This window comes from Paraburkholderia phymatum, from assembly GCF_040965635.1.
Taxonomy (GTDB): Bacteria; Pseudomonadota; Gammaproteobacteria; order Burkholderiales; family Burkholderiaceae; genus Paraburkholderia; species Paraburkholderia phymatum_B.
The window spans coordinates 524,498-550,358 of sequence record NZ_JBFRCH010000003.1 but is presented as its reverse complement, the minus strand read 5'-3'; the positions used below and the strand labels follow the sequence as shown (position 1 = coordinate 550,358).

Sequence of the window (25,861 nt, the reverse complement as noted above, 5' to 3'; positions counted from 1 at the left end):
GCTGCCCGTTACTTCCGGAGCGAGTCGAGATCGATGACGAAGCGGTATTTCACATCGCTCTTCAATATGCGCTCGTATGCTTCATTGATCTTCTGCATCGGGATCATCTCGATGTCCGATGTGATGCCGTGCTTGCCGCAGAAGTCCAGCATTTCCTGCGTCTCAGCAATGCCGCCGATCAGCGAACCAGCCAGACGGCGGCGCTTCATGATCAGATTGAACACTTGCGGCGACGGATGATCGTGCTCCGGCGCACCCACCAGCGTCAGCGTGCCGTCACGCTTGAGCAGGTTGATGAACGGATTCAGATCGTGCTGCGCCGCGACCGTGTTCACGATCAGATCGAAGCTGTTCGCGTGCGCATCCATCTCCGCCTGGTTCTTCGAGATCACCACTTCGTCGGCGCCGAGACGCTTCGCATCGTCGATCTTCGACGGCGACGTCGTGAACAGCACGACGTGCGCGCCCATCGCATGCGCGAGCTTCACGCCCATATGGCCGAGGCCGCCCAGGCCGACGATGCCGACCTTCTTGCCCGGCCCGGCGCCCCACGTGCGCAGCGGCGAATACGTCGTGATGCCCGCGCACAGTAGCGGCGCGACGCCCGCTGGATCGAGGTTCTCCGGCACGCGCAGCACGAACGCTTCGTCGACGACGAGTTGCGTCGAATATCCGCCGTAAGTGACAGCGCCTGTCACGCGGTCCTGCCCGTTATACGTGCCGACGAAACCGTTCTCGCAATACTGTTCGAGGCCTTCCTGGCAACTCGCGCAGGTGCGGCACGAATCGACGAGACAGCCGACGCCGACGAGATCGCCGGCCTTGTACTTCGACACTTGCGGCCCGACTTTCGTCACGCGGCCGACGATCTCATGGCCGGGGACGACGGGGTACATCGTGTTCTTCCATTCGTTGCGAGCCTGATGCAGGTCCGAATGGCAGACGCCGCAAAACAGGACGTCGATATGCACATCGTGTTCGCGCAACTCGCGACGCTGAAATTCGAACGGCGCGAGTTTCGATTGCGCGTCGGTTGCGGCAAAAGCGTAAGTCGTGGTCATGGAAGCTCCAATCCTGGTGATGCAATTCAGCGATGCGCCGCGCGCGTTGAAAACGCGCGGCGGGCGAATCTGTCGTGCGCCGAGGCACGCGGGAGTCCGTTGGGGATGTCCGTCCGATGAACGGGAAAGCGGCGGTGCGCAGTTCGCTTGCCTCGTGCGAGAGGCGATGGACGGTGGCGGCCGCGGACAGAGAGCGGGCTTTGCGACAGGGTTCCCATAGTAGGGATCGCACGCGCCCCAGGGAATACCTGAAGGTCTTGAAGACTTGCCTATTTCTCCTGACGCCGTTCGCGGTAGGCCATTTAATGCTAGATTTCAAGCCATATTCTATGGCGCATCATGCTCGCTTCGAACGGATTCAATCATGTCGGACATAAAACCTTCAAATACCGCGCTCGCGCAATGCACGCCGCAGCAGCGCATGGTCGAACTATTGCGCACGCTTGCGCCAAACGAGGGCATGACGAACGCGCCGCTCGAAGGCGTCAAGTTCCTGCGCGCAAATCATCCGATGCCGCGCCGGCCCGTCATGTACGAGCCGAGCATCGTGATCGTCTGCCAGGGCAGAAAGCGCGGCTATCTCGGCGGCCACTCGTACATCTACGATGCGCAGCAATACCTGGTGCTCTCGGTGCCGCTGCCGTTCGAATGCGAGACGGAAGCGAGCATCGAAGAGCCGTTCCTCGGCATTTCGATTCGCGTCGACCTGACGATGGTCGCGGAACTGCTGATGCTGCTGAACGAAACGCATGGCGCCGTCGACAGCGAGCCGCGCGGCATCTACTCGACGCCGCTCGACCAGCCGTTGAGCGATGCCGTGCTGCGTCTGCTCGAAGCGCTCGTGGCGCCGTTCGATGCGCGGATTCTCGCGCCGTCGATCGTGCGCGAAATCTGCTACCGCGTGCTGACGGGCGTGCAGGGCGATGCGATCCGCGCGGCGCTCACGCATCAGCATCACTTCGGGCGCATCGCGAAGGCGCTGCGCCGCATTCACACCGAGTACGACGGCGCGCTCGACGTCGAGACCCTCGCGCGCGAGTCCGGCATGAGCCTCGCCGTGTTTCATGCGCAGTTCAAGACCGTCACGTCGACTTCGCCGATGCAGTACGTGAAGACGACGCGTCTGCATCATGCGCGCCTGCTGATGGTGCAGGATGGCCTCAATGCGAGCGCGGCGGCCGCGCGCGTCGGTTACGAAAGCGCATCGCAGTTCAGCCGCGAGTTCAAGCGGCTGTTCGGTCTTAGTCCCGTCGACGAAGTGAAGCGCATGCGAGGCACGCTGGACCCGGCCGTTTCGGCGCCGCCGCAGCGGCCCGTCGTGCCCATACGCAAGTTCGGCAAGTACGTGACGACGAACTGAAGCAGCGTTGCGACCGGCCGCGTTGTGGTCATCCTGTCAGGCGGGGTCGTGACAGCAGACGCAGAGCTTGTTGCCGTCGGCGTCGCGAAAGTACGCGCCGTAGTAGTTCGCGTGATACTCGGGGCGCAGTCCGGGCGGTCCTTCGCAGGTGGCGCCGTGCGCAAGCGCCGTCGCGTGCACGCGATCGACGGTGGGCCGATCAGGCGCCAGCAGCGCAACCATATGGCCGTTGCCCGCGACGGCCGGCTGCCCGTCGAACGGCCTGCCGACCAGAAAGAGCGGCCGCGCGACGCCGGGTATCATCCATCCCGCCCACGGCCTGTCGTCCTCGCGAAACTTAGGTCTGAGGCCCAGCTCGCGCAATACAGCCGAATAGAACGCATACGCGCGCTCGAAATCGTTGACGCCGATGTACACGTGGGAAAGCGTTGATCGAGAAGTTGAGCAGATCGGTGCGCCACATCGCGTACGACACCAGCACGCGATCCCAGCGTTCCTCGTGTCCCGGCAGGATCTTGCCCTTCAGCAGTATGTCGAGGCGCCGCCCGCCGAGCGTGTAGTTGACGGTCTGGCTCGTGAAGTAAGGCTGGCCGGACCAAAGCTGGCACAGCTCTTCGAGGTGCGTCTTCAGCATGTCGTCGCGGAAGACGGTGGAAAGGTTGTCCGTCAGCAAGCTGAAATCGGCGGCTTCGAATAGCGACAGCGTCTTCTGGTTCACCTTCATCACGCGGATGCGGCTCGCGCATTCGGCGATGCGCCGCACGTCCTCGCCGATATGCGCGCGCAGATCGGTCACGCCCTGCTCGCGCCACGCCTCGAACAGCGCCTTCACGCCGCTGAAGTCCTCTAGCCATAGCGCGACGGGGGCCAGGTCGAACATTTCGGAGTCGTCGTCGGCTGTGCTGCGCGGGCTGGAGGAGTTGGGCATGACGGGTTCAGAATCGAAAGTGTCGCTATTCTACGGTGCCGGATTGCGATGCCCGGCGAAAAGAGCAGGCATACGGCGCTGGAATGGATAAGTTCGGCCGTAAGCGGGATATCGGCAGATTGCGGCGAATCTGGAGTCGTTTCCTTCGCAGGCCGGTCAGACGAGACGCGACGCAAGCGTCGGAAAATCGTTGCGGTAGAGCGTAACGAGCCGCGCGGCGGTCTGATCGAGCCGATTCCGTTCAACCGATAAAGCGTCGTTCACGCCGTCGGCCAATCCGCTTACGCTGACGGCCTTGGGCCAATCGGCGTCTTCCCATGTTTCGGCGAACGCGGTCTGCTTGCAGGGACGCACGAGGTCGCCGTCATGCAGCAGATTGATGCGCGGCCGCGCGAACGCCATCGCGACGATCCGCCCATGCAGACTGCTGCCGAGATACCCGTGGCTGTGTGCGATCAGCGCGCAGATGTCCCAGATATTCAGCGAATCGAACACGTGGACACACGATGCGTGCATGCGCGCAGCAGTACGCTCGAAGCACGACAGATCGTCGTGCCATGGCGCTGCGCCCGCGCGAAAGAACACGACGGCAAGGCCATGCGTTTGCGCGACGCGGTCCAGTTGCCCGGCGATCTGGGCGAGCGTCGCATCGTCGCCGAAATCGGCGCTGAATTGCACGGCGAGATAGCCATCGGGTGCCGCTGCGCGTATCCGTTCGATGGCGGGCGTCGACGCGCGCTCGCGGATCGCATCGCCGAACAGGTTCGCCACCATGACGGCGCAATCGGGGACGAGCCGCGATTCGACGCCGGACAGCGCGAGCCATGCCTGCGTGCGCGCATCGCGCACGGTGACGTCGTCAGCAGCGGCGAGTTTCGCGAGCACTTCGTTGCGCAGCGCGTCGTCGCTGCCGCTCAGGCCCACGCCGCCGACCGCATGAAAGAGCACGCGCGCGGCAGACGGCAGTGCTTCCTTCGACCACACGTATGGGGCAAGCGCCCGCGTGCCGAGCGCGCGATGCGCCCATGCAAGGCGATCGCGCTGATGCGATGCGATGAGCCGTTGCGCGTCATCGGGCGATTGCAGCATCACGGCGGCTTCCCATGCGTCGCATGTGAGGATTTCTCCGCCGACGTGGATCAGATCGACCGCACGCTCGTGCATCTGCGCAAGCGCTTCAACCCGATGGCCGCCATGCACGCGCAGATCGCGAGCCGCGAGTCCGGCGAAGCGCACGCCGCGCTCGTCCAGCATGCTCGCGACGACATGGGGAAACAGCATGTCGCCAAGATTGTGCCGGTCGAATGCGCCGAACAGTACGACGTGTGATGGCTTGCGCGCCGAGCCGTCATTTGACTTTCGCATTGCGATGCCCTACGAATCGATTTAACCGGTCGTCGGTTTATCGGTGCAAATGATCATACGAGTCGCCGGAATCTGTAAGGAGGGTACACGCAATTCGCGCATTGGCCACGTGAACGCGCATCGCGGCGCAGCATGCAAGCGGCACGCGCAATACGAGGAGCACGTGTTTTCCGGCGAAGCCATTCGAAGCGCTTCGCCGCGAAAGCGGGCGACGATCTGTCTGCGGCGCACCGGCATCCCGGTGTGCCTCTTCATGCCTGAAAAGAACAGGGGCAGCGTCATGTTCACTTACGTCATCGTCGTGGCCATCTCGGCCTTCATTCCCTATGTCGCGACGCCTGCCGCCGAAGCCGGCGTCAACGCGATCGTCTCCCATCATGACGATACGGAATCGGGCGGCGCGCAACCGCCCGCGCAGATGCAAACGCTCGTCGCGCAAGACGGAGCGGTTGCCAATGCCGCGCCCAGGAATGCGCATTGACGGAGCGCCCGCCAAAGCACATTGCCATCACACTGACGCCACGCGTTGCGCTTGTTCATTGAGTCGAGGCGAGTCGGAACAAGGCGAAACAGGCCGGCCCCGATAGGGGGCCAAAGTCTCTATTTGCTTTCGATCCGACGCGTCTTTCGCGCCCCGCCACGGTCCCGTATGGCCGCGCGGACCCTCTGCTGAAGAGAGTTTTGTCGCGCTGTACCATCGGCGTCGATGATCGAAACGACGTTGATGGGTGATTGCGCGCGCATCGGTATCGCGCTCTTCGCTTGCCCATTGTTTTCCTGTCGATCCACCCGCCGCATCGGCGGCGCAATGTGTCACCACGTCAATGTGTCACCACCCAAAAGGAGCGAAGTTCAATGAGCACGATCACCACGAAGGATGGCACGCAGATTTTCTACAAGGACTGGGGCTCGGGCCGTCCCGTCGTCTTCTCGCATGGCTGGCCGCTCGATGCGGACGCGTGGGATGCGCAGATGCTGTTCCTGCTGCAGAAGGGCTTTCGCGTGATCGCACACGATCGCCGTGGACATGGCCGCTCGGGCCAGCCGTCGAAAGGCAACGACATGGACACGTACGCCGACGATCTCGCCGAACTGCTCGACGCACTCGATATTCAGGGCGCGACGCTCGTCGGGCATTCGACGGGCGGCGGCGAAGTCGCGCACTACATCGGCCGTCACGGCACGAAGCGCGTCGCGAAGGCGGTGCTGATCGGCGCCGTGCCGCCGTTGATGCTGAAGACGGCGGCGAATCCCGGCGGCCTGCCGCTGGACGTGTTCGACGGCATCCGCAAGGGCGTCGCCGACAACCGCTCGCAGTTCTACAAGGACCTCGCGATTCCTTTCTTCGGCTTCAACCGTCCGAACGCAAAGGTGTCGCAAGGCACGATCGACGCGTTCTGGGCGCAGGGCATGGCGGGCAGCATTCATGGCCAGTACCTGTGCATCCGCGAGTTCTCTGAAGTCGACTACACGGAAGACCTGAAGAAGTTCGACGTGCCGACGCTGATCCTGCACGGCAGCGACGACCAGATCGTGCCGATCGATGCAGCGGGCAGGAAGGCGGCGGAGATCGTGAGGAACGCGACGTTCAAGGTCTACGAGGGCAGCCCACACGGCATGTGCGTGACCGAGGCGGACAAGGTCAACGCCGATCTGCTCGCGTTCATCAACAGCTAGGCGCACGCGCGGGCCGTATGCGATGGCGGCGCATCCTTTGCGGGATGCGCCGCCTTGTTTTGTTCAAATGCCGCGGTCTATCGCGTGATCCAGATAGGCCGGCGTTTCCACTTCGTTTCAGACGCGATAACATCGCATCCATCGCGACTCCATGAACGGAACATGACGATCTACGTTGCGCTGTTGCGGGCCGTCAATGTCGGCGGCACCGGCAAGCTGCCGATGACCGAGCTTCGCCGGCTGTGCGAGGAAGCGGGCTTCATCGACGTTCGCACGTACATTGCGAGCGGTAATGTCGTATTCGAGAGCAAGCTCGCGACGCACGCGGTGCAAGCGGCGCTCGAAAGCCGTCTCGAAGACTATGCGGGCAAGTCCGTGGGCGTGCTGATCCGCACGGGCAAGGAAATGGCGGACGTGCTGCACGCCAATCCGTTCAGCGACGAAGCGCCGAACTGCACCGTCGCGATCTTTCTCGATGGCCCGCCGCCTGCCGATACGCTCGAACACATGACCGGCCAGCGAAGGGAAAAGGTCGCGCTCGGCAAGCAGGAAATCTACGTGCATTACGGCGAAGGGATGGCGAATTCGAAACTGAGGATTCCCGCCGCGAGAACAGGGACCGCGCGCAATATCAACACGATCGCGACGCTCGCGGAGTGGGCCGCGCAATGACGGCGAGAACGTCACGCGCCACTTCGCGGGGCGAAGACGTGCTCACGCCCATCTGACGCATCCGACCGCCTCAAGCTCATCGAATGACTCACCACGCGAGGACTTCACACACATGGCCAAACATACGGCACTGATCGAATGGAGCAGCAACGGCAGCCCGTTCACCGACAACCGCTATAGCCGCGCACATCACTGGACGTTCGACGGGGGCGCGGTCGTCCCTGCATCGAGTTCGCCGCACGTGGTACGCGTGCCGTTCTCCGATCCGGCGGGTGTCGATCCCGAAGAGGCGTACGTCGCGGCATTGTCGAGTTGCCACATGCTGTGGTTTCTGTCGATTGCAGCAGGCGAGGGTTATGTCGTGACGTCGTATCGCGACGAAGCCGAAGGCACGATGGCGAAGAACGAATCAGGCAAGGAAGTGGTGACTCGTGTCGTGCTGAAACCGGCCGTCGCATTTGCGGGCTCGAAAGCGCCAAGCGACGATGCGCTTCGCCATCTGCATCATCTCGCGCACGATGCGTGTTTTCTGGCGAACTCGGTGAAGACGGTGATCGACGTCGACGGAACGTGGAGCTTCAACGCAGCGCATTGAGCGGCAGTGCGGCTCATTGCTGCGTTCGAGCCGCGCGCCGTCATCGATGTGGGGAACTGTGCGCAGAATAAAAGAGTCGTTGTGTAACTATGACATTCGTCATCTCTGTGCGGACGGTCAATTTCGCCGCATCAGCGATCCTTAAGTTTTTGCACGTTAGACTTGCTTTGCTAATGTGCGCTTCACTAGGTAAGTGTGTCAGTTTTGGACTCGATCCATTCAGAATTACCGACACTCACTGCACATCACGCGCCATCTTCAGTACTTTTCTCGCTACGCTGTAGTCGAATGGGGAAGAACTTCCGCGCCCCATACACGGCCGTCTGAGGCTGTGTTCCGCCCGCCACAGTCAACCGTGTCTTATGTAAAGGATCGTTACCTGGAGGTCGGCTGAGGCCTTCGCGCGATCCATGCCGCCAAACTTTTTTCTCCTTTGGAAACGTGCGTTTGCGCGCGGACGGCGTGCTTAGGCCGTTCAAAATCGCCAACGTGTAGTCGCGATTCGACGTTTTCAAACAGTAACAACCGTCGATGCATAACGGGTCGCGATTCCGTTAATTTTTGAGTAACCGATCGCGAACGAATTCCCGGGGACGTGATGCTGTCGGTGCATGTCGACCAATCGAGGCGGGAAAACCGATTACATCATGGACCTCAACCTAAAGCGGCTCTATCACGTGTGCAACCCTGAACTGGCGTGCCTCGACGGCAATCTGCCGTCGGAGTTATGGCGTATTCGCTGCATCGATGTTCGGGAGAGGCAAGGCAGTGCGTTGCTTACCAATGATCGGGCTGCCGGTCTGATCGAGTTCTCGTCGCTGACCATTCCAGACGATCTGAACGAGGTCGATGTACTGACAAAAGCGAGTGCTGAAATCAGCTGGGTCGCCGTCGTGACCAAGGCGCACCTGAACGATCCGGAAATACGCCGGATCGTGCGCACGCGTTGCGTGAACTGCATCACGTTGCCCGCTGCCGCCGAGCTGATCGCGCAGACCATCGATCGCGTGTATGAAACGTCGACGGGCGATGAGCGCAAGAGCACGGACGACGACTCGCCGGCGATGATCGGCGCGTGCGCTGCGATGAGCGATGTGCGCGCGGCGATCCGGCGCGCGTGCGAGCACGAGCGGCCCGTGATGATCGTCGGCGAATCGGGAAGCGGCAAGACAATGACGGCAACGGCGATTCATTCGGGTTCGACGCGCCGCGATGGACCATGGGTATCGATTCATTGCGCGGCCTACGCGCCCGAGCGGCTCGCAGCAGAACTATTTGGCGACGAGGAGAGCAAAGTCGAAGGGGGCAATCAGCGATCCCGCCTGGAAATGGCGGAGGGTGGCTCACTTTATATAGACGGAATCTGCGAACTGCCGCTCGCGGCGCAACAACGTCTCGCAGATCTGTTCGACAGTGGGCCGCGCAATGTGCGCATCATCTGCTCGACACATTTCGACTTGCAACGCGCGAAGGACGAACATCGTCTGCATCCGTGCCTTGTTGCGTTGTTCGCGGGGAATACGATCACGCTTCCGGCGCTGCGCGATCGCGGCGCCGATATCCGTCTGCTCGCATCCTGGCTGCTGATGAGCTTTCGCTCCGATTCGCGTCATGGCGTGCAAGGTTTTTCCGTCTGCGCATGGGAAGCACTCGACACGCACACATGGCCCGGCAACGTGCAGGAGCTGATCAACCGCATCCGGCGCGCGATCGTCGTCGGCAAAGGCCAGTTGATTACGGCTGCGGATCTGGGCTTCGAGAAGGTCGCCCAGGTGACGTTGCTGAGGGCAGCCGACGAGACGGACGAGGTTCCCGAATGGGCCGCCGTCGAACTGGCAGTCGCACGCAACCAGGGCCAGCTCGATGCAGCCGCGACCGAGCTGCACATTTCGAAAGTCCTGCTCTCGCGCATGCTCGCGTCGGACTGCAAGCGGGTCGCGTCGACGGGCGCCGTGCTACAGGCGGATTCCGCGTAAGCCGAAGCAAAGCCGCTTGTGCGCATGCTGAAATGCGCTTCACGAACAGTTACACAAACCGTTTTTGTGTAGCACCTTGCGACATCCCCACGCGCTATGCTTGTTTATATTCGTGCCGCTAGCGCGTAGCGGCCGTCTTTGCTGTCACTTTTCAAAAGGAATTCGTTGCTAGTTCTTATGCCGCTTTATTGCGGGATTCACCAATGTATTTCGTCGTTATTTCGTTCACTGTGAGCCATGAAAGAGCCCTATCGCGCCGTTATCCGTTATCCGCGTAATGACTCAGGTCGTGACTTCGTCGTGGGCGACATTCATGGCTGCTTCGGGCAATTGCGCGCGGAACTCGAAGCCCGCCATTTCGACCCGCGGCGTGATCGGCTTTTTGCCGTCGGCGACCTGGTCGACCGGGGGCCGGAATCCGATTGCGTGCTGGAAGCTGTCGAGCGCTATCGCATCAAGTCCGTAAAGGGCAACCACGAAGATGTCATCGTGCGCTGGCATCACGGCGAAGAGCAGGCGCTCTCGCTGCTGGGCAACGGCGCGAACTGGCTGCTCGATCGCGCCGAGGACATGGACTGGGTCGACCGCATCGCCGATTACATGGCGTCGCTGCCGTATGTGATCGAAATCGAAACGGAACACGGCATCGTCGGCATCGTGCACGCGGACTCGCCCACGTCGGACTGGGCGACGTTCGTGCGCGAAATCGAACGCGAGTCGCCCAATGGATCGATGCGCCGCAAAGCTATCTGGGCGCGCACGCGCTGGAAGACGTATCAGCCGCATCGCGAGCCTTCGCGCAGCACGTTGCGAGGACTGCTCGACAGGGCGAAGCGCAGCGTGCGCTCGTACACGCATGCGACGGGGCACGTCGACAACGTGACGGCCGTGATCGTCGGCCATACGCCTGTGTCCGGCGTCACCGCGAAAGACAACGTGATCAATATCGACACGGGCGCCGTATACGGCGGCAAGCTCACGATCATGGATCTCGCGGATGTGCCACGGTGGGTCGAAGTGTTCGACCGTTCGTCCATTGGTGCAACAGAGGCTGTTCGACAAGAGCCCGTACATAAGGAACCGGCTCATGCAGAGCGTGCTCATGAGGAGCCGGTTCATGAAGAGCCGGTTCGTCATGAGCCTGCGGTGTCGGAGCGTTTGATTCGACGCAATCCTGGGCTCGCACCCGAGCCCGTGGCTGAAAAAGACTCGGTTGAAGCTGAAGCGGCACCCGTGGCGGCCGAGCCGCCCTTGACGGCGGAGAGCGCCGCTGCCGCGGCGAGTCCGGCGACGACGGCCGCTGCAAGTCCCGTCATCGAGCATGAGAGTGCGGATGACGCGCCACAACTCGCGCCCGAGACTCAGCCCAAACAGGAGCCGTTGACGTCGTTTGCATCGGGCGGCATGCACATCACAGTGCGCATGAGCCTGCACACCTTCGTGAACGACGGGCATCCAGTTGCCGATACAGCTGACCCGCATCGGCGGTAGTCCGCTGCCGTAACATCGGATCGCGTGCCGTCGCGCGGGTTTGACGTCGGCCGCGATGGGCGGCATTCAGTGACCCGCATCCATCCCTAGACGTTTGAGCAGATCGCGGCCGCGCGCGCTGATCTGCAACGCTGTGGTGCCGCCGCGATCGCGCACTTCGACGAGTTCGTAATGACGCAAAGCGAGCACATCGGGTTCGAGCGATTCGAGGCGGTGTTCATTGCTATTCAAGAGCATGAGCGTCGCGATTTCGTGAGGGCTCAACATCGGGGACACCTCCATAGTCGAGTGAGCGTTCAGTCCCGCACATGCTAGTGGGGCACCGCTACAGTTTGACTACGGATGTGTTTCATCACGTTACGCCGTTACACGTTTGACGATCGTGAAAGGACGCAGCTTGCGCATGCGCGCGAGATCATTCGCGGAACACGGCTCGAAAGATGGCGCCCGGCCTGTAACAGGCTTACGCGCGGGTAAGCCCGATACAGCAAACGGAAAGCGCGCTGACGTTTGACGATACGCGCGGGCGACTTGAATCCGGAGATCAGCGGGCGTCGTCGACGGCGACGCGATAGTCGTCGGCTGCGTCGTCATCGACCTGTGACACGAGCGTTTCGAGCGACAGGCCCTTTGTCTCGATGCCCATCACCCACACGGCGAGCGCCGCGACACCGAACGACAGCGCGCCGAGCGTGAACACGCCGCCTTGTCCGAAGATGGGCAGCACGACGCCGACTGCATAGGGACCGATCAGCGAGCCGACACGGCCGATCGCCGACGCGAAGCCCGAACCCGTGGCCCGCGCGCCCGTGCCGTACAGTTCGGGCGTGTAGGTATAGAGCGCGGCCCACATGCCGAACAGGAAGAACTGCATCGCGAGGCCCGTGCAGATCAGCAGCGTCACGCTGTCCGCGTGCAGCGCCGTCTGTCCGTACAGATAGGCCATGATGCCACCGCCCGCCAGCGACGCGATACAGGTCGGCTTGCGGCCCCAGCGTTCGACGAGCCATGCGGCGCACAGAAAGCCGGGCACGCCGCCCAGCGAAATGAGCACCGTATAGAGCACCGATTTCGTCACGGCGAAGCCTGCCTGCTGCATCAATGCGCCGAGCCACGACGTGAGGCCATAAAAGCCGAGCAGCGCGAAGAACCACAGCGCCCAGACCATGATCGTGCGCTGGCGGTACGCCGCGCTCCAGATCTCGCGAAACGCGCCGTGCTTCGAACGCGGTGCGGGATCAGCGCGCATCGACGGCGCGGGCAGCGAGCGGATGCCTTTCGACTTCATCACCTTCGCTTCGATCTGTTCAAGCACGGCATCGGCTTGCGCGTCGCGTCCGCGATGTTCGAGCCAGCGCGGCGACTCGGGCACGATGCGGCGCACGATCAGCACGAAGACGGCGGGAATCGCGAGCAACGCGAACACCGTGCGCCAGCCGAATTGCGGCAGCACCAGGAACGACACGCAGCCGGCCGCGATGAAGCCCAATGGCCAGAAGCCGTCCATCAGCGCGACGAGACGTCCACGCGAAGCCGTCGGCACGAACTCGGAGAGAAGCGTCTGCGCGATCGGGAACTCCATCCCCATGCCGATGCCGAGCAGCACGCGATACACGATCAACGCGTCGACGCTTTGCGCCGTCGAACACAGATACGATGCGAGACCCCACAGCACCATGCTCCACTGGAACACGGGCCGGCGCCCGAAGCGATCGGCGAACAGGCCCGCGACGGCGGCGCCCAGCACCATGCCGAAGAAGCTCGCGCTTGCGACCAGCCCGGCCGTCGCGCTCGACAGCCCGAACTCGGTCTTGATCGAGCCTAGTACGAAGGTCATCGTGCCCAGATCGACGGAGTCGAAAAAGAACGCGATCGCGATGATGATGAAGATGGTGCGGTGATAGCCCGAGAAAGGCAGGCGTTCGAGACGCGCGGCGGCGCTGGGCCTTTTCGTGGGCGAAGAGAAAGAGACGGATGAAGAAGCGTTGGTCGGCATGGCATCCTCGAATGGATGAAGGAAGAGGCCGGTGTTCTGTTGCTCCGGCCCGCTTCAGTAGACGCCGCCATTAATCCGTCATATAGAACAGATTCGGCATTGCAGTGGAACGTGTGCGTCATCGGCGGATGACGCACACGGCCCGTCAATGCCCGTCAATGCGTTTGCGTTGCCATGCTCCGTGCCTGTGCATGCGCAACGATATGCGCGCCACGCGCCGGTGCGCCGTTCGCCACATAGTAGGGCGCAGTCGAGCGCGCGAGCGGCTGGCGTCCACGAATGCGATCGGCGATTTTTTCAGCGAGCATGATGGTGGGCGCATTCAGGTTGCCCGTCGTGATGCGCGGCATGATCGATGCGTCGACGACTCGCAAGCCTTCGAGACCGTGCACGCGTCCTTCGCTATCGACGACGGCCATGTCGTCGTAGCCCATCGCGCACGAGCACGACGGATGGTACGCAGTCTCCGCGCGCGCACGCACGAACGCGTCGATCTGCGCATCGGTTTGCAGCTCAGCGCCGGGACTCAGCTCGCGGCCGCGAAAGCGGTCGAGTGCCGGTTGCGCGATGATCTCGCGCGTGATGCGGATCGCGTCGCGGAACTCGCGCCAGTCGAGCGCTTCCGCCATGTAGTTGAAGAGAATTGACGGATGCTCGCGCGGATCGCGCGAGCGCAGCTTCACGCGGCCGCGGCTCGGCGAACGCATCGAGCCGACGTGCGCCTGGAAGCCGTGCATCTTGATCGCGTTCGTGCCGTTGTAGTTGATCGCGACGGGCAGGAAATGATACTGGATGTTCGGCCACGGGTCGTCGTCGCGCGTGCGAATGAAGCCGCCTGCTTCGAAGTGATTGCTCGCGCCGATGCCCGTGCCCTTCAGCATCCATTCGATACCGATCGCAGGCTGATTGCGCAGCAGCAGCGCCGGGTAGAGCGACACGGGCTCCTTGCACTCGTACTGCATGTACATCTCGAGGTGATCCTGCAAGTTCTGGCCCACGCCGGGCAAATCGAGCACGACGGGAATGTCGAATTCGCGCAGCCACGCGCCGGGGCCGACGCCCGAGCGTTGCAGGATCTGCGGCGACGCAATCGCGCCGCTACAGAGCAGCACTTCGCGGCGCGCATGCGCGGTGATCTGCGCCTGACCGTCCAGATACACGACGCCTTGCGCACGCCTGCCGCTGAAGAGAATTCGGTCGGTGGTTGCGTGCGTGACGATCGTGAGGTTCGCGCGCTGCTTCGCCTGATCCAGGTAGCCGCGCGCGGTGCTGGCGCGGCGGCCGCTCGCCGTCACCGTGCGGTCCATCGGGCCGAAGCCTTCCTGCCGATAGCCGTTGAGATCGTCGGTGCGCGGATAGCCGGCCTGCACGCCCGCTTCGATCATCGCTTCGAAGAGGGGATTCACACCAGGCTTGCTGGTCGTCACATGCACGGGGCCGTCGCCGCCGTGATAGTCGTTCGCGCCGACATCGCGCGTCTCGGCCTTGCGGAAATACGGCAGGCAATCCAGATAGGCCCAGTTTTCAAGGCCTTTTCTTTCGGCCCAGCCGTCGTAGTCGAGCGCATTGCCGCGGATATAGCACATGCCGTTGATCAGCGACGAGCCGCCCAGGCCCTTGCCGCGTCCGCATTCCATGCGTCGATTGTTCATGAACGGCTCGGGGTCCGTTTCATAGGCCCAGTTGTAGCGGCGTCCCTGCAACGGATACGCGAGCGCAGCGGGCATCTGCGTGCGAAAGTCGAAACGATAGTCGGGGCCGCCCGCTTCGAGCAGCAGCACGGTCACGTCCCGGTCTTCCGTCAGACGCGTCGCGAGCACGTTGCCCGCCGATCCCGCGCCGATGATGATGTAGTCGTACTCTTTCGCTGCCATGCTGCGCTCCCTCAAAACACGGGCTGATATGGGCCCAGTTCGACCTGGATGGACTTGATGCGCGTGTAATGCTCGAGTGTCGTGATGCCGTTCTCGCGGCCCACGCCCGATTGCTTATAGCCGCCCACGGGCATTTCGGCGGGCGATTCGCCCCATGTGTTGATCCAGCAGATGCCCGCTTCGAGCCGATGAATCACACGATGCGCGCGCGACAGGTTCTCGGTGACGACACCCGCTGCGAGACCGTAGATCGTGTCGTTCGCGCGCGCGATCACGTCGTCCTCGTCGACGAAGGTCAGAATGCTCATCACCGGGCCGAAGATCTCTTCGCGCACGATCTTCATGCCGTCGCGGCAGTTCGAGAACACGGTCGGCTGCACGTACTGGCCGTACGCGTAGTCGCCGTCCGTGATGCGGGTGCCGCCCAGCACGAGCCGCGCGCCTTCCTGCTTGCCGCTCTCGATGTACCCCAGCACCTTGTCCAGTTGCGCAGCACTCGCGAGCGGTCCGAAATTCGTCGACGGGTCCGACGGCTTGCCGATGCGGATGCGCTTCACGCGTTCGATCACGCGCTCTTCGAATGCCTGCTGCACCGACTGATGCACGAACACGCGCGTGCCGTTCGTGCACACCTGTCCCGCGCTGAAGAAGTTGGCCGTCACGGCGATATCGGCGGCGCGGTCGAGGTCCGCATCGTCGAAGACGATCAGCGGCGACTTGCCGCCGAGTTCCATCGTCACTTCCTTCAGCGACGAAGCGCCCGCCATCGACATCACTTTCTTGCCCGTCTCGACGCCGCCCGTGAACGAGATCTTCGCGATGCCGGGATGCGCGCCCAGCATCACGCCGACGCGTCCGTCGCCTTGCACGACGTTGAACACGCCGGGCGGCACGCCCGCTTCCAGATAGATTTCCGCGAGCTTCGACGCGGAGAGCGGCGTGACCTCGCTCGGCTTGAAGATCATCGCGTTGCCGGCCGCGAGCGCGGGCGCGGACTTCCAGCACGCGATCTGGATCGGATAGTTCCATGCGCCGATGCCCGCCGTGACGCCAAGCGGTTCACGCCGCGTATAGACGAACGATTCGGCGCGCAGTGGAATCTGCTGGCCTTCGATGGCTGTAGCGAGGCCCGCGTAATACTCGATCACGTCCGCACCCGTCACGATGTCGACCGCGCGTGTTTCCGCAATCGGCTTGCCCGTGTCGCGCATTTCGAGTTCGGCGAGCTCGTCGTTGCGTTCGCGCAGCAGGTCTACCGCGCGGCGCAGGATGCGCGAGCGCTGCATCGCCGTCATCGCGGCCCATGCGCGCTGGCCTTCGCGCGCTGATTGCACGGCGCGCTCGATGTCGGCGACGCTTGCTTGCTGCACGGTCGCGAGTGTTTCGCCTGTGGCGGGATCGAGCGTGTCGAAGGTGAGGCCGCTCGTGGCGTCGACATATTCGCCGCCGATGTAGAGACGTTGCAGGCCATAGACGGGCATCTGGGTTTCTCCTTGAAATGCGGGTGTTCGTGGTGCAGCACTGTGCGTGCGCTTTATGAGCCGTTGCGCGCGAGCAGCAAGTCGATGTAGTCGTTGGCGAGGCGCAGCGCCGCTTTCGTGTCGAACGGATCGCCCGACAACGCGCCGCGCAGCCACAGCCCGTCGATCATCGCCGCGAGGCCGCTGGCAGCGCGCCGCGCGGGCGCGCGCGGCAACGCCTTCGCGAACTCCGCGCACAGGTTCGAATAGAGGCGACGCGTGTTCACGCGCTGCAAGCGGCGCAGCGCGGGCTCGTGCATGCTCTCGGTCCAGAACGCGAGCCACGTCTTCATCACGGGGCCGCTCACCTGCGATACATCGAAATTCGCCGCGACGATCGCGCGCAGACGCGCGCGCGGCTGCGGCTTCGCGGCGATGCGGCGCCGCGTCGTGGCGGCCCACAGATCGCGCAGGATGTGACGCATCGTGGCTTCGAGCAGCCCGTCCTTGTCGCCGAAATAGTGGCTCACGATGCCCGTCGAAATGTTCGCGCGCTGCGCGACGGACGCGAGCGTCGTGCCCGACAGTCCGGCCTGGTCGATCGTGAGCAGCGTGGCGTCGATCAGCTGCGCGCGACGCACTTCGCGCATTCCGACTTTGGGCATGGTGTCTCGCGATGCTTGCTGAAAGTCGTCACTCTAGTCTTTTTTTATTGAACGTTCAATCAAGAAAAATAGGGCAATCCGGCTTTGTCGGTTTGAGGAAAACGCGTGTCGCGTTTTGAACATTGGTGGGCGGGGCAAAGGGACTAACCTCGAATCAGCGCCATTTGCGCATTCAGATCAACATGGAGACGAGACGATGAGCAACAATCGCGGTGTCGTATATCTGGGGCAGGGCAAGGTGGAAGTGCGGCCGATCGACTACCCGAAAATGGTCGATCCGCGCGGACGCGCGATCGGTCACGGCGTGATCCTCAAGGTCGTATCGACGAATATTTGCGGCTCCGACCAGCACATGGTGCGCGGGCGCACGACGGCCGAAATAGGCCTTGTTTTAGGGCACGAAATCACGGGCGAAGTAATCGAGATCGGCCGCGATGTCGAGACGCTGAAGATCGGCGATCTCGTCTCCGTGCCGTTCAACGTCGCGTGCGGCCGTTGCCAGACGTGCAAGGAGCAGCATACGGGCGTGTGCCTGAACGTGAATCCGGCGCGTGCCGGCGGCGCGTATGGCTACGTCGACATGGGCGGCTGGATCGGCGGGCAGGCGGAATACGTGATGGTGCCGTACGCGGACTTCAATCTTCTGAAGTTTCCCGATCGTGATCGCGCGATGGAAAAGATTCGCGACCTCACATGTCTGTCGGACATTCTGCCGACGGGCTACCACGGCGCCGTGATGGCGGGCGTGAAGCCGGGCTCGACGGTGTATGTCGCGGGCGCGGGCCCTGTCGGCATGGCGGCGGCTGCATCGGCGCGCATCCTGGGCGCGGCATGCACGATCGTCGGCGACATGAATGAAGAGCGGCTCGCGCACGCACGCGCTGTCGGCTTCGAAACGGTCAATCTGTCGAAGGACGCGTCGCTCGGCGAGCAGATCGCGCAGATTCTCGGCAAGCCCGAAGTGGATTGCGCGGTGGACTGCGTGGGCTTCGAGGCGCACGGCCACGGCACCAGCGGCTCGCGTGAAGAGGCGCCCGCAACGGTGCTCAACTCGCTGATGGATATCACGAAGCCGGCGGGCGCGATCGGCATTCCGGGCCTGTACGTCACCGACGATCCGGGCGCCGTCGATGCCGCCGCGCGCAAAGGCAGCCTGAGCATCCGCCTCGGCCTCGGCTGGGCGAAGTCGCATTCGTTCCATACGGGCCAGACGCCCGTGATGAAGTACAACCGCAACCTGATGCAGGCGATTCTGTGGGACCGTCTCCCCATCGCGGACATCGTCAACGTGACGGTGGTGTCGCTGGACGAGGCCCCAGAGGGTTATCGCAAGTTCGATGGCGGCGCGCCGCGCAAGTTCGTCATCGATCCGCACGGTTTGCTGAAGGCCGCGTAGTGCAGGTGCGTTCGTGCAGGCGCGTTCGCCTGTAACGAGCGGGTAGCAGGTCGAAGTCTCCTCTGTCCCGTTTTGGACGATGCTGCGTTTCCCTTTTACGGGGAACGCAGCTTTTTTTCTTTGCGCGCGACGACTTCAACTGAATTCAAAAGTCGTGTCGAATAGAAAACGTCGCGCCTCTCTCGTGCGAATGATTGAGGTTCAAGAGCGGATTAGCTCTGAAGCTCCATTCGTCGTTGTTGGCCGATGAACCTGATGAATCGGTTTGAGGATCGGGCGTGAGCCCATAGACAGGCGAACCCGGCGCCTCGCCCGCGTGAAGGCCATCGAGTGCGGACGGGTGCTGTCCAAAGCGGACGCGCCCGTTATCCGGCGCAATGCTGTACCGGTTATAAAGCCCGTAAGCCGCAGTTCCCATATGCAACGGGCTTGCCACGACGTATCGATGCAGATGCCGTTGCGGCGCATAGGCCGTCGACGGAACCTGCGGATACGAATAGAAAAGAATGGATGCAGGCTCTCTTTCGGGCAATAAACGGGCGTGATCAGTGGCGACGGCTTTGGCAAATAATGCGCCGCTGACGAGAAGAAGCAACGCACCCGCAATCCGGTTGCGGAGATTGCGGCGCGTCGCGGATAGGACCCAATAAACAACGGAAATGATCACACTACCGATCATCCTGGCGAGGCGGAAGCCTTGCCCGTCGAAACATTGATACTACATTTTAGTTCTTTCGATGCCTTTTCGGTTCCCTCAGGTTCTCTTCGGCTTAACCGCATGCGCCGATTTCACCGCACGCCGTGCAGAAGTCGCAACCGTCCTTGCGGATCACCGCATTCGCGCCGCAATTACCGCACGTGCGGCCGTGCATCGTGTGCAGTGCCTGAACGCCGCGCTCTTCCGCCGATCCCTCTTCAATGGACGAGAGCGTGTTGTCGGCGCTCGACGCATTCGGATTCGCCTGGCCGCGCGGCAAGCGTGCGAGCAGGCGCGAAGGCACCTGATTGCCCTCGGCATCGAGAAAGCCGCGCCGGTGCAGGATCTGCTGGAGCGCGTACGCGAGCGCCGCGACTTCCGAATCGTGCCAGCGCGGCGAGCGATGGCCGTCGAGCCGCTGCACTTCGCCGAGCCGCACCTGGCCGCGATCCCATGAAACCTTGCGCAGGTCCTGCAGATTGCGCGCGACAAAGCCGCCACGGGCCGCGAGCGACAGCGAACGCATCGTCGCCGTGATCCATTGCTGCGACTCGTCGCGTTGACCGGCGGGAATGAAGAACTCGATGGGCCGTTCGATCGTCACTTCCTCGCCGCCTACGCGCCCCGTCACCTCGATGAACGACACGGCCAGGTACAGCGACTTCTTGCCGGCCGCCGTCAGGTACTCGATCTTCTCGATGATCGCGGGCAGTTCGCCCTTGGGCCGATGGTCGATGGCAATGCGCAGCGGGTCGAGATCGATTTCGACGAGCGCGTCGGCGGGCGTGGCCGCGGGCTCTGCCGTCACACTCAGCACGGCACCCAGCGTCTCGTTCGGGCGATACGTCGCGAGGCCCTTGAGCCCGCTTTTCCAAGCGTCGAAATAGAGGGTTTCGAACGCATCGAACGGGTAGTCGGCGGGCACGTTGACCGTCTTCGAAATCGACGTGTCGATGAATGGCTGCACGGCGGCCATCATGTCCAGATGATCGCGCGCCGACATCTCCAGCGCGCTCACGAAATAGTCGGGCAGACTGCCGATATCGCCGCCCAGCTCGCGATAAAGACGGTACGCGTGATCTTCGACGGCGAACTGCTCGCGGCTGCCGTCAGCCATCACCTTCATGCGCGTATACGTCCACGAGAACGCGGGCTCGATGCCGTTCGACGCGTTGTCCGCGAAAGCGAGACTGACGGTGCCCGTCGGCGCGATGGAGAGCAGGTGGCTGTTGCGGATGCCGTGCTTGCGGATCGACTGCTTCACGTCGTCGGGCAGACGCGATGCGAAGGTGCCTTCTTCCAGATATTGCTTCGCATTGAAGAGCGGAAACGCGCCGCGCTCGCGCGCGAGTTCGACGGATGCGCGATACGCTTCGTCGCGCATCAGGCGCGCGACGCGCACCGCGAAGTCGCGGCCTTCCTGCGAGTTGTAGCGCAAGCCCATCATCACGAGCGTATCGCCGAGGCCCGTGAAGCCCACACCGATACGCCGCTTCGCACGCGACTCGTCGTATTGCTGCGTCAGCGGCCACAGCGTCACGTCGAGCACGTCGTCGAGAAAGCGCACGTGAATGCGCGTGCGTTCGGCAAGCGCGTCCCAGTCGAACGACGGCTTGCCGCCGTGCCGCTGCGCGAACGGATCGATCACGAAGCGCGTGAGATTGAGCGGCCCGAGATTGCAGCAGCCATAAGGCGGCAGCGGCTGCTCGCCGCAAGGATTGGTTGCGCGGATCGTTTCGACGGCGCGCAGATTGTTGTCCTCGTTCATCCGCGAGATGAAGACGATGCCGGGCTCCGCGATGTCATAGGTGGACCGCATGATGCGATCGAAGATCTCTTTTGCGCGCCGCTCGCTGTAGACCCACATGCCGTCTTCGCGCTGATGCACGTCGTTGGCCGCGCGCATCGCGGGCGACGGTTCGGCGCGATGCACGAGCTGCCACATCTGATCGCTTTCGACGGCGCGCATGAATTCGTCGCTGACGGCGACGGACACGTTGAAGTTGTTCCAGCGGCCCTTCGAATGCTTGGCTTCGATGAACTCGAGCAGATCGGGATGCGTGCAGTCGAGCACGGCCATTTGCGCGCCGCGCCGCGAGCCCGCGCTTTCGACGGTGCGGCACGACGCGTCGAACACGTTGATATAGCTGCACGGGCCGGATGCCGACGAGCTGGTCGTCTTCACGCGCGCGCCGTGCGGCCGGATCGCCGAGAAGTTATAGCCGACGCCGCCGCCGCGCCGCATCGTCTCGGCTGCCTGCAGCAACGCGACGTAGATGCCCGGCAGACCCTGCTCGTCGACGCCCTGGATGCTGTCGCCCACGGGCTGCACGAAGCAGTTGATCAGGGTCGCCGCGATGCCCGTGCCCGCCGCGCTCATGATGCGGCCGGCACCGAGTGCGCCGTTCTTCAGGTTCTCGGCGAAGCGGGCCTCGATGACGGGACGCAACGCCTCGGGCTCGGCCATCGCGACGCCGCGCGCGACGCGTTCGTACACGTCGTCGGCCGTGCGTTCGTCGCCCTTTGCGTATTTTTCGAGCAGCACGTCGAGCGAGAATTGCTGCGGCGCGATGGAGGTGGAATCGAGCGGAGTGAGTTCGTTGTCGGTGTCAGCCATGAGCAGCCTCGAAGGGCGGCGCTCCAGCGATGCGCGCGAACCGCGCGACGCCGCGCCGCGTTGAGCCCCACCATAGCGCAGCGAACGGGATGCTGCAAACAGCACGAAGCGCGAGCAGGCCGTATGCCTGCCCGAGCGCAAAGCCCCGCTGGATTGATTGCGGCGAAAGCACGCGCTCAGGCGTGCGCGGGAAGGGTCGCGAGGCCGCTCATCACGGGATGAGCGAGCGGTGCAACCTGCTTGCGGCGTTCGCGCGTGGGCGCAGTGCCGAACGCATCGCGATAGCTCTTGCTGAAATGGCATGCGGACTGGAAGCCACACGCCATCGTGATGTGCATGATCGACATGTCGGTCTGCAGCAGCAGTTCGCGCGCGCGGCGCAGACGCAAGGTCAGGTAATAGTGCGTCGGCGTCATGCCGAGATGCTCGCGGAAGAGCCGCTGCAATTGCCGTTGCGACATGTTCGCGAGCCGCGCGAGTTCTTCGCGCGACAGCGGCTCTTCGATGTTGTTCTCCATCAGCGCGATGACTTCGAACAGCGACTTGTTCGCCGAGCCGAGTCGCGCAACGAGCGGCATGCGTTGTTGAGCGCTGTTGTCGCGCACGTGCTCGACGATGAACTGCTCGGCGATCTGCGTGACGCGCGGCGTGCCGACACGCGCGGCGATCAGGTTCAGCATCATGTCGAGCGGCGCGACGCCGCCCGTGCACGTGACGCGGTCGCGATCGATCACGAACAGTTCCTTGAGGAAGCGCGTGTCGGGGAACTCTTCCTTGAGCGCCGACATGTTCTCCCAGTGAATCGCGCACGCATAGCCCGCGAGCAGTCCCGACTTCGCGAGCGCATACGTGCCCGTGCACAGGCTGCCGAGCGCGACGCCTGCACGCGCGAAGCGGCGCAGCGTCGACAGATGTTCGGGCGTGGTTTCGCGCTGCACGTCGATGCCGCCGCAGACGAACACGATGTCGGGCGTGCCGATGCATTCGGCGGGACCCGTATCGACTGAAAGACCGTTGCTTGCCGTGACCGGGCCGCCGTTCGGGCTGATGATCGACCACCTGTAGAGCGACTGTCCGCTCAGATAGTTGGCCATGCGCAGTACTTCGATCGCATTCGTGAAGGCGATCATCGTGAAGTTCGGCAGTGGCATGAACGCGAAGTGCGATAACGACGCGGTTCTATCGGGCGACATGATTCGGGCGTTCCTTCAGCTCGATGATTTATTGCAGCCGATGGGGAATTCGGCCTTCTTATTCTGAGATCGGGGGCAACAAGCATGCCATACGGCTAAACCCTGGCTGGAACCGGGTTTTGCGCCGTGCATTGGCCAAAGCGCACTGCCGCTGTGCATGTCCCGCACTGCGGGCGGGCCTGTCGCGCTCGCGAGCGGTGCTATTCGTACTCTTTGGCGCCGATAAAACGCTGCATTGCACCATTTAATCGACGCCTTAAAACAACTTCAATGCAACTTCAACGCCACTTTATCTCCACTTCCATATGGCGAATTGCCCGGACCAATTAGCACGGTCGATCACTTGTCCAAAACGGACCTGTATGGCGGAAAAGGTAAAGAACGCGTCTGAAATCGTAAATTGACGCATCGGGCGAAAGACAAGAATAGAGCCGTCGGTGGAGGTAGTGCAAAGCCAGTCCAGTCAAGGGATAGCGCGGAATTGGACAGTCGGCCTCGCACAACTCTTTTCGCTTTCCAGTCATCAACGGACTTCTAACGGACGCCATGTCGAACGCTAACCCTTTCTTCTCGCAGACCCTCGCCGAACGCGACGCAGCCGTGCGCAAGTCGGTGCTCAAGGAACTCGAACGCCAGCAGTCGCAGGTCGAGTTGATCGCATCGGAAAACATTGTGTCGCGCGCGGTGCTCGAAGCGCAAGGCTCGGTGCTGACGAACAAGTACGCAGAAGGTTATCCGGGCAAGCGCTACTACGGCGGCTGCGAGTTCGTCGATGAAGTGGAAGCGCTCGCGATCGAAAGGATCAAGAAGCTCTTCAATGCAGGCTTCGCCAACGTGCAGCCGCATTCGGGCGCACAGGCGAACGGCTCGGTGATGCTGGCGCTCGCCAAGCCTGGCGATACGATCCTCGGCATGTCGCTCGACGCGGGCGGCCACCTCACGCACGGCGCGAAGCCCGCGCTGTCGGGCAAGTGGTTCGACGCGGTTCAGTACGGCGTGAACCGCGAGACCATGCGCATCGACTATGACCAGATCGAAAAGCTCGCGCACGAGCACAAGCCTTCGCTGATCATCGCGGGCTTCTCCGCCTATCCGCGCGTGCTCGACTTCGCGCGCTTCCGTGCGATCGCCGATAGCGTCGGTGCGAAGCTGATGGTCGATATGGCGCACATCGCGGGCGTGATCGCGGCGGGCCGTCATCCGAATCCCGTCGAGCATGCGCACGTCGTCACGTCGACCACGCACAAGACGCTGCGCGGCCCGCGCGGCGGCTTCGTCCTCACCAACGACGAAGAGATCGCGAAGAAGATCAATTCGGCTGTGTTCCCTGGCCTGCAAGGCGGTCCGCTGATGCACGTGATCGCGGGCAAGGCGGTCGCATTCGGCGAAGCGCTCGAAGACAGCTTCAAGACGTATATCGACAACGTGCTGGCCAACGCGCGCGCGCTCGGCGAAGTGCTGAAGGAAGGCGGCGTCGATCTCGTGACGGGCGGCACCGACAACCATCTGCTGCTCGTCGATCTGCGGCCGAAGGGCTTGAAGGGCACGCAGGTCGAGCAGGCGCTGGAACGCGCGGGCATCACCTGCAACAAGAACGGCATTCCGTTCGATACGGAAAAGCCGACGGTCACGTCGGGTATTCGACTCGGCACGCCGGCGGGCACGACGCGCGGCTTCGGTGTCGCCGAGTTCCGCGATATCGGCCGCCTGATTCTCGAAGTGTTCGACGCGCTGCGCTCGCATCCCGATGGCGATGCCGCAACCGAGCAGCGCGTGCGCAAGGAAATCTTCGCGCTGTGCGAACGCTTCCCGATCTACTGAGCCGCCCCGAAACCCCACAGCTACGGAGTCAAGCATGAGCAACCTGCACGACAGCAGCATCATCATCGACGGCCTGAACATTTCGAAGTTCGAGCGCTCGGTGTTCGAGGACATGAGAAAGGGCGGCGTCACGGCCGTCAACTGCACGGTCTCCGTGTGGGAAGACTTTCAGAAGACCGTGGACAACATCGCGGAAATGAAGCAGCAGATCCGCGAGTACAGCGAGATCCTCACGCTGGTGCGCACGACCGACGACATCCTGCGCGCAAAGAAAGAGAACAAGACGGGCATCATTTTCGGCTTCCAGAACTCGTATGCGTTCGAGGACAACCTCGGCTATATCGAAGTGTTCAAGGAACTCGGCGTGAACGTGGTGCAGCTTTGCTACAACACGCAGAACCTCGTCGGCACCGGCTGCTATGAAGCGGACGGCGGCCTCTCGGGCTATGGCCGCGAAGTGATCCAGGAGATGAACCGCGTCGGCATCCTGGTCGATCTCTCGCACGTCGGTGCAAAGACCTCGTCCGATGCGATCGCCTGCTCGAAGAAGCCCGTCACGTACTCGCACTGCTGCCCGTCGGGTCTCAAGGATCACCCACGCAACAAGACGGATGAGCAGTTGAGAGAGATCGCCGATGCAAACGGCTTCGTCGGCGTGACGATGTTCTCGCCGTTCCTGAAGAAAGGCCCGGATGCGACCGTCGACGATTATCTCGAAGCGATCGACTATGTGATCGATGTGATCGGCGAAGACAAGGTCGGTATCGGCACGGACTTCACGCAGGGCTACAGCACCGAATTCTTCGACTGGATCACGCATGACAAGGGCCGCTATCGTCGTCTGACGAACTTCGGCAAGGTCGTGAATCCCGAAGGCATCCGCACGATCGGCGAATTCCCGAACCTGACGGCTGCGATGGAACGTGCGGGCTGGAGCGAGTCCCGCATCAAGAAAGTGATGGGCGAGAACTGGATGCGCTTCTTCGGCGAAGTCTGGAACGTCTAAATCAATCTAGA

General features: G+C 62.7%; 21 protein-coding genes and 1 pseudogene. 10 read left to right on the top strand and 12 right to left on the bottom strand.

The window, feature by feature from the left end:
• Nucleotides 1–8 precede the first annotated feature (8 nt).
• Complete coding sequence (locus AB4Y32_RS09070) at nucleotides 9–1,061, bottom strand: NAD(P)-dependent alcohol dehydrogenase (RefSeq protein ID WP_368720989.1); 1,053 nt, start codon at nucleotides 1,059–1,061, stop codon at nucleotides 9–11.
• 364 nt (nucleotides 1,062–1,425) lie between these two features.
• Between AB4Y32_RS09070 and AB4Y32_RS09065 the strand changes: the two genes are divergently transcribed.
• Complete coding sequence (locus AB4Y32_RS09065; RefSeq protein ID WP_368720988.1) at nucleotides 1,426–2,421, top strand: AraC family transcriptional regulator; 996 nt, start codon at nucleotides 1,426–1,428, stop codon at nucleotides 2,419–2,421.
• A 36-nt stretch (nucleotides 2,422–2,457) separates the two neighbouring features.
• Here the strand turns inward: AB4Y32_RS09065 and AB4Y32_RS09060 are convergent, their stop codons facing one another.
• The 3 genes and pseudogenes from AB4Y32_RS09060 to AB4Y32_RS09050 all read right to left on the bottom strand — a co-directional run bounded on the left by AB4Y32_RS09060 (nucleotide 2,458) and on the right by AB4Y32_RS09050 (nucleotide 4,714).
• A complete protein-coding gene (locus tag AB4Y32_RS09060; RefSeq protein ID WP_368721092.1) occupies nucleotides 2,458–2,871 on the bottom strand; it encodes a VOC family protein in 414 nt (137 codons plus the stop codon).
• Between the two features lie 19 nt (nucleotides 2,872–2,890).
• Nucleotides 2,891–3,349 (bottom strand): annotated as a pseudogene (locus tag AB4Y32_RS09055) (histidine kinase); the annotation flags it as partial.
• A gap of 156 nt (nucleotides 3,350–3,505) precedes the next feature.
• A complete protein-coding gene (locus tag AB4Y32_RS09050; RefSeq protein WP_368720987.1) occupies nucleotides 3,506–4,714 on the bottom strand; it encodes a polysaccharide pyruvyl transferase family protein in 1,209 nt (402 codons plus the stop codon).
• 280 nt (nucleotides 4,715–4,994) lie between these two features.
• On the opposite strand from AB4Y32_RS09050, the gene AB4Y32_RS09045 reads away from it, so the two are divergent.
• The 6 genes from AB4Y32_RS09045 to AB4Y32_RS09020 all read left to right on the top strand — a co-directional run bounded on the left by AB4Y32_RS09045 (nucleotide 4,995) and on the right by AB4Y32_RS09020 (nucleotide 11,125).
• The gene (locus AB4Y32_RS09045) at nucleotides 4,995–5,195 is read left to right on the top strand and encodes a hypothetical protein (RefSeq protein ID WP_368720986.1); all 201 of its coding nucleotides are present in this window, start codon (nucleotides 4,995–4,997) and stop codon (nucleotides 5,193–5,195) included.
• Nucleotides 5,196–5,569: 374 nt separating this feature from the next.
• Nucleotides 5,570–6,391, top strand: coding sequence for an alpha/beta fold hydrolase (locus AB4Y32_RS09040; protein ID WP_368720985.1), 822 nt, complete (start codon nucleotides 5,570–5,572; stop codon nucleotides 6,389–6,391).
• 162 nt (nucleotides 6,392–6,553) lie between these two features.
• Nucleotides 6,554–7,063 carry a DUF1697 domain-containing protein gene (locus AB4Y32_RS09035; RefSeq protein ID WP_368720984.1) on the top strand — a complete coding sequence of 170 codons (510 nt, stop codon included), beginning with the start codon at nucleotides 6,554–6,556 and terminating at the stop codon, nucleotides 7,061–7,063.
• Between the two features lie 112 nt (nucleotides 7,064–7,175).
• The gene (locus tag AB4Y32_RS09030; RefSeq protein ID WP_368720983.1) at nucleotides 7,176–7,658 is read left to right on the top strand and encodes an OsmC family protein; all 483 of its coding nucleotides are present in this window, start codon (nucleotides 7,176–7,178) and stop codon (nucleotides 7,656–7,658) included.
• A gap of 647 nt (nucleotides 7,659–8,305) precedes the next feature.
• The gene (locus AB4Y32_RS09025) at nucleotides 8,306–9,634 is read left to right on the top strand and encodes a sigma-54 dependent transcriptional regulator (protein WP_368720982.1); all 1,329 of its coding nucleotides are present in this window, start codon (nucleotides 8,306–8,308) and stop codon (nucleotides 9,632–9,634) included.
• Between the two features lie 237 nt (nucleotides 9,635–9,871).
• Nucleotides 9,872–11,125, top strand: coding sequence for a metallophosphoesterase (locus AB4Y32_RS09020; protein ID WP_368720981.1), 1,254 nt, complete (start codon nucleotides 9,872–9,874; stop codon nucleotides 11,123–11,125).
• 66 nt (nucleotides 11,126–11,191) lie between these two features.
• Here AB4Y32_RS09020 and AB4Y32_RS09015 read toward each other — a convergent pair whose 3' ends face one another.
• The 5 genes from AB4Y32_RS09015 to betI form a co-directional block, all read right to left on the bottom strand.
• Nucleotides 11,192–11,392 (bottom strand): hypothetical protein, encoded by a 201-nt coding sequence (locus AB4Y32_RS09015; RefSeq protein ID WP_368720980.1) that lies wholly within the window; start codon nucleotides 11,390–11,392, stop codon nucleotides 11,192–11,194.
• Nucleotides 11,393–11,669: 277 nt separating this feature from the next.
• Nucleotides 11,670–13,121 carry an MFS transporter gene (locus AB4Y32_RS09010; protein ID WP_368720979.1) on the bottom strand — a complete coding sequence of 484 codons (1,452 nt, stop codon included), beginning with the start codon at nucleotides 13,119–13,121 and terminating at the stop codon, nucleotides 11,670–11,672.
• A gap of 155 nt (nucleotides 13,122–13,276) precedes the next feature.
• Nucleotides 13,277–14,995 (bottom strand): choline dehydrogenase, encoded by a 1,719-nt coding sequence (betA, locus tag AB4Y32_RS09005; RefSeq protein ID WP_368720978.1) that lies wholly within the window; start codon nucleotides 14,993–14,995, stop codon nucleotides 13,277–13,279.
• Between the two features lie 11 nt (nucleotides 14,996–15,006).
• Entirely contained in the window at nucleotides 15,007–16,476 is a 1,470-nt protein-coding gene (gene betB, locus AB4Y32_RS09000) for a betaine-aldehyde dehydrogenase (protein ID WP_368720977.1), read from the bottom strand.
• A 53-nt stretch (nucleotides 16,477–16,529) separates the two neighbouring features.
• Complete coding sequence (gene betI / locus AB4Y32_RS08995; RefSeq protein WP_368720976.1) at nucleotides 16,530–17,120, bottom strand: transcriptional regulator BetI; 591 nt, start codon at nucleotides 17,118–17,120, stop codon at nucleotides 16,530–16,532.
• Between the two features lie 196 nt (nucleotides 17,121–17,316).
• Here betI and fdhA point away from each other — a divergent pair, with 196 nt between their 5' ends.
• On the top strand, nucleotides 17,317–18,516 hold the full coding sequence (gene fdhA / locus AB4Y32_RS08990; RefSeq protein ID WP_368720975.1) for a formaldehyde dehydrogenase, glutathione-independent: 1,200 nt from the start codon (nucleotides 17,317–17,319) through the stop codon (nucleotides 18,514–18,516).
• Nucleotides 18,517–18,661: 145 nt separating this feature from the next.
• On the opposite strand, the gene AB4Y32_RS08985 is transcribed toward fdhA, so the two are convergent.
• The 3 genes from AB4Y32_RS08985 to AB4Y32_RS08975 all read right to left on the bottom strand — a co-directional run bounded on the left by AB4Y32_RS08985 (nucleotide 18,662) and on the right by AB4Y32_RS08975 (nucleotide 23,023).
• Nucleotides 18,662–19,183 (bottom strand): hypothetical protein, encoded by a 522-nt coding sequence (locus tag AB4Y32_RS08985; RefSeq protein ID WP_368720974.1) that lies wholly within the window; start codon nucleotides 19,181–19,183, stop codon nucleotides 18,662–18,664.
• Between the two features lie 103 nt (nucleotides 19,184–19,286).
• Nucleotides 19,287–21,830, bottom strand: a complete 2,544-nt coding sequence (locus tag AB4Y32_RS08980; RefSeq protein WP_368720973.1) for an adenosylcobalamin-dependent ribonucleoside-diphosphate reductase — start codon at nucleotides 21,828–21,830, stop codon at nucleotides 19,287–19,289.
• Nucleotides 21,831–22,006: 176 nt separating this feature from the next.
• The gene (locus AB4Y32_RS08975; RefSeq protein ID WP_087733763.1) at nucleotides 22,007–23,023 is read right to left on the bottom strand and encodes a GlxA family transcriptional regulator; all 1,017 of its coding nucleotides are present in this window, start codon (nucleotides 23,021–23,023) and stop codon (nucleotides 22,007–22,009) included.
• 546 nt (nucleotides 23,024–23,569) lie between these two features.
• Here AB4Y32_RS08975 and AB4Y32_RS08970 point away from each other — a divergent pair.
• Nucleotides 23,570–24,844 (top strand): serine hydroxymethyltransferase, encoded by a 1,275-nt coding sequence (locus tag AB4Y32_RS08970; protein ID WP_368720972.1) that lies wholly within the window; start codon nucleotides 23,570–23,572, stop codon nucleotides 24,842–24,844.
• Nucleotides 24,845–24,878: 34 nt separating this feature from the next.
• On the top strand, nucleotides 24,879–25,850 hold the full coding sequence (locus AB4Y32_RS08965; protein ID WP_368720971.1) for a dipeptidase: 972 nt from the start codon (nucleotides 24,879–24,881) through the stop codon (nucleotides 25,848–25,850).
• Nucleotides 25,851–25,861 lie beyond the last annotated feature (11 nt).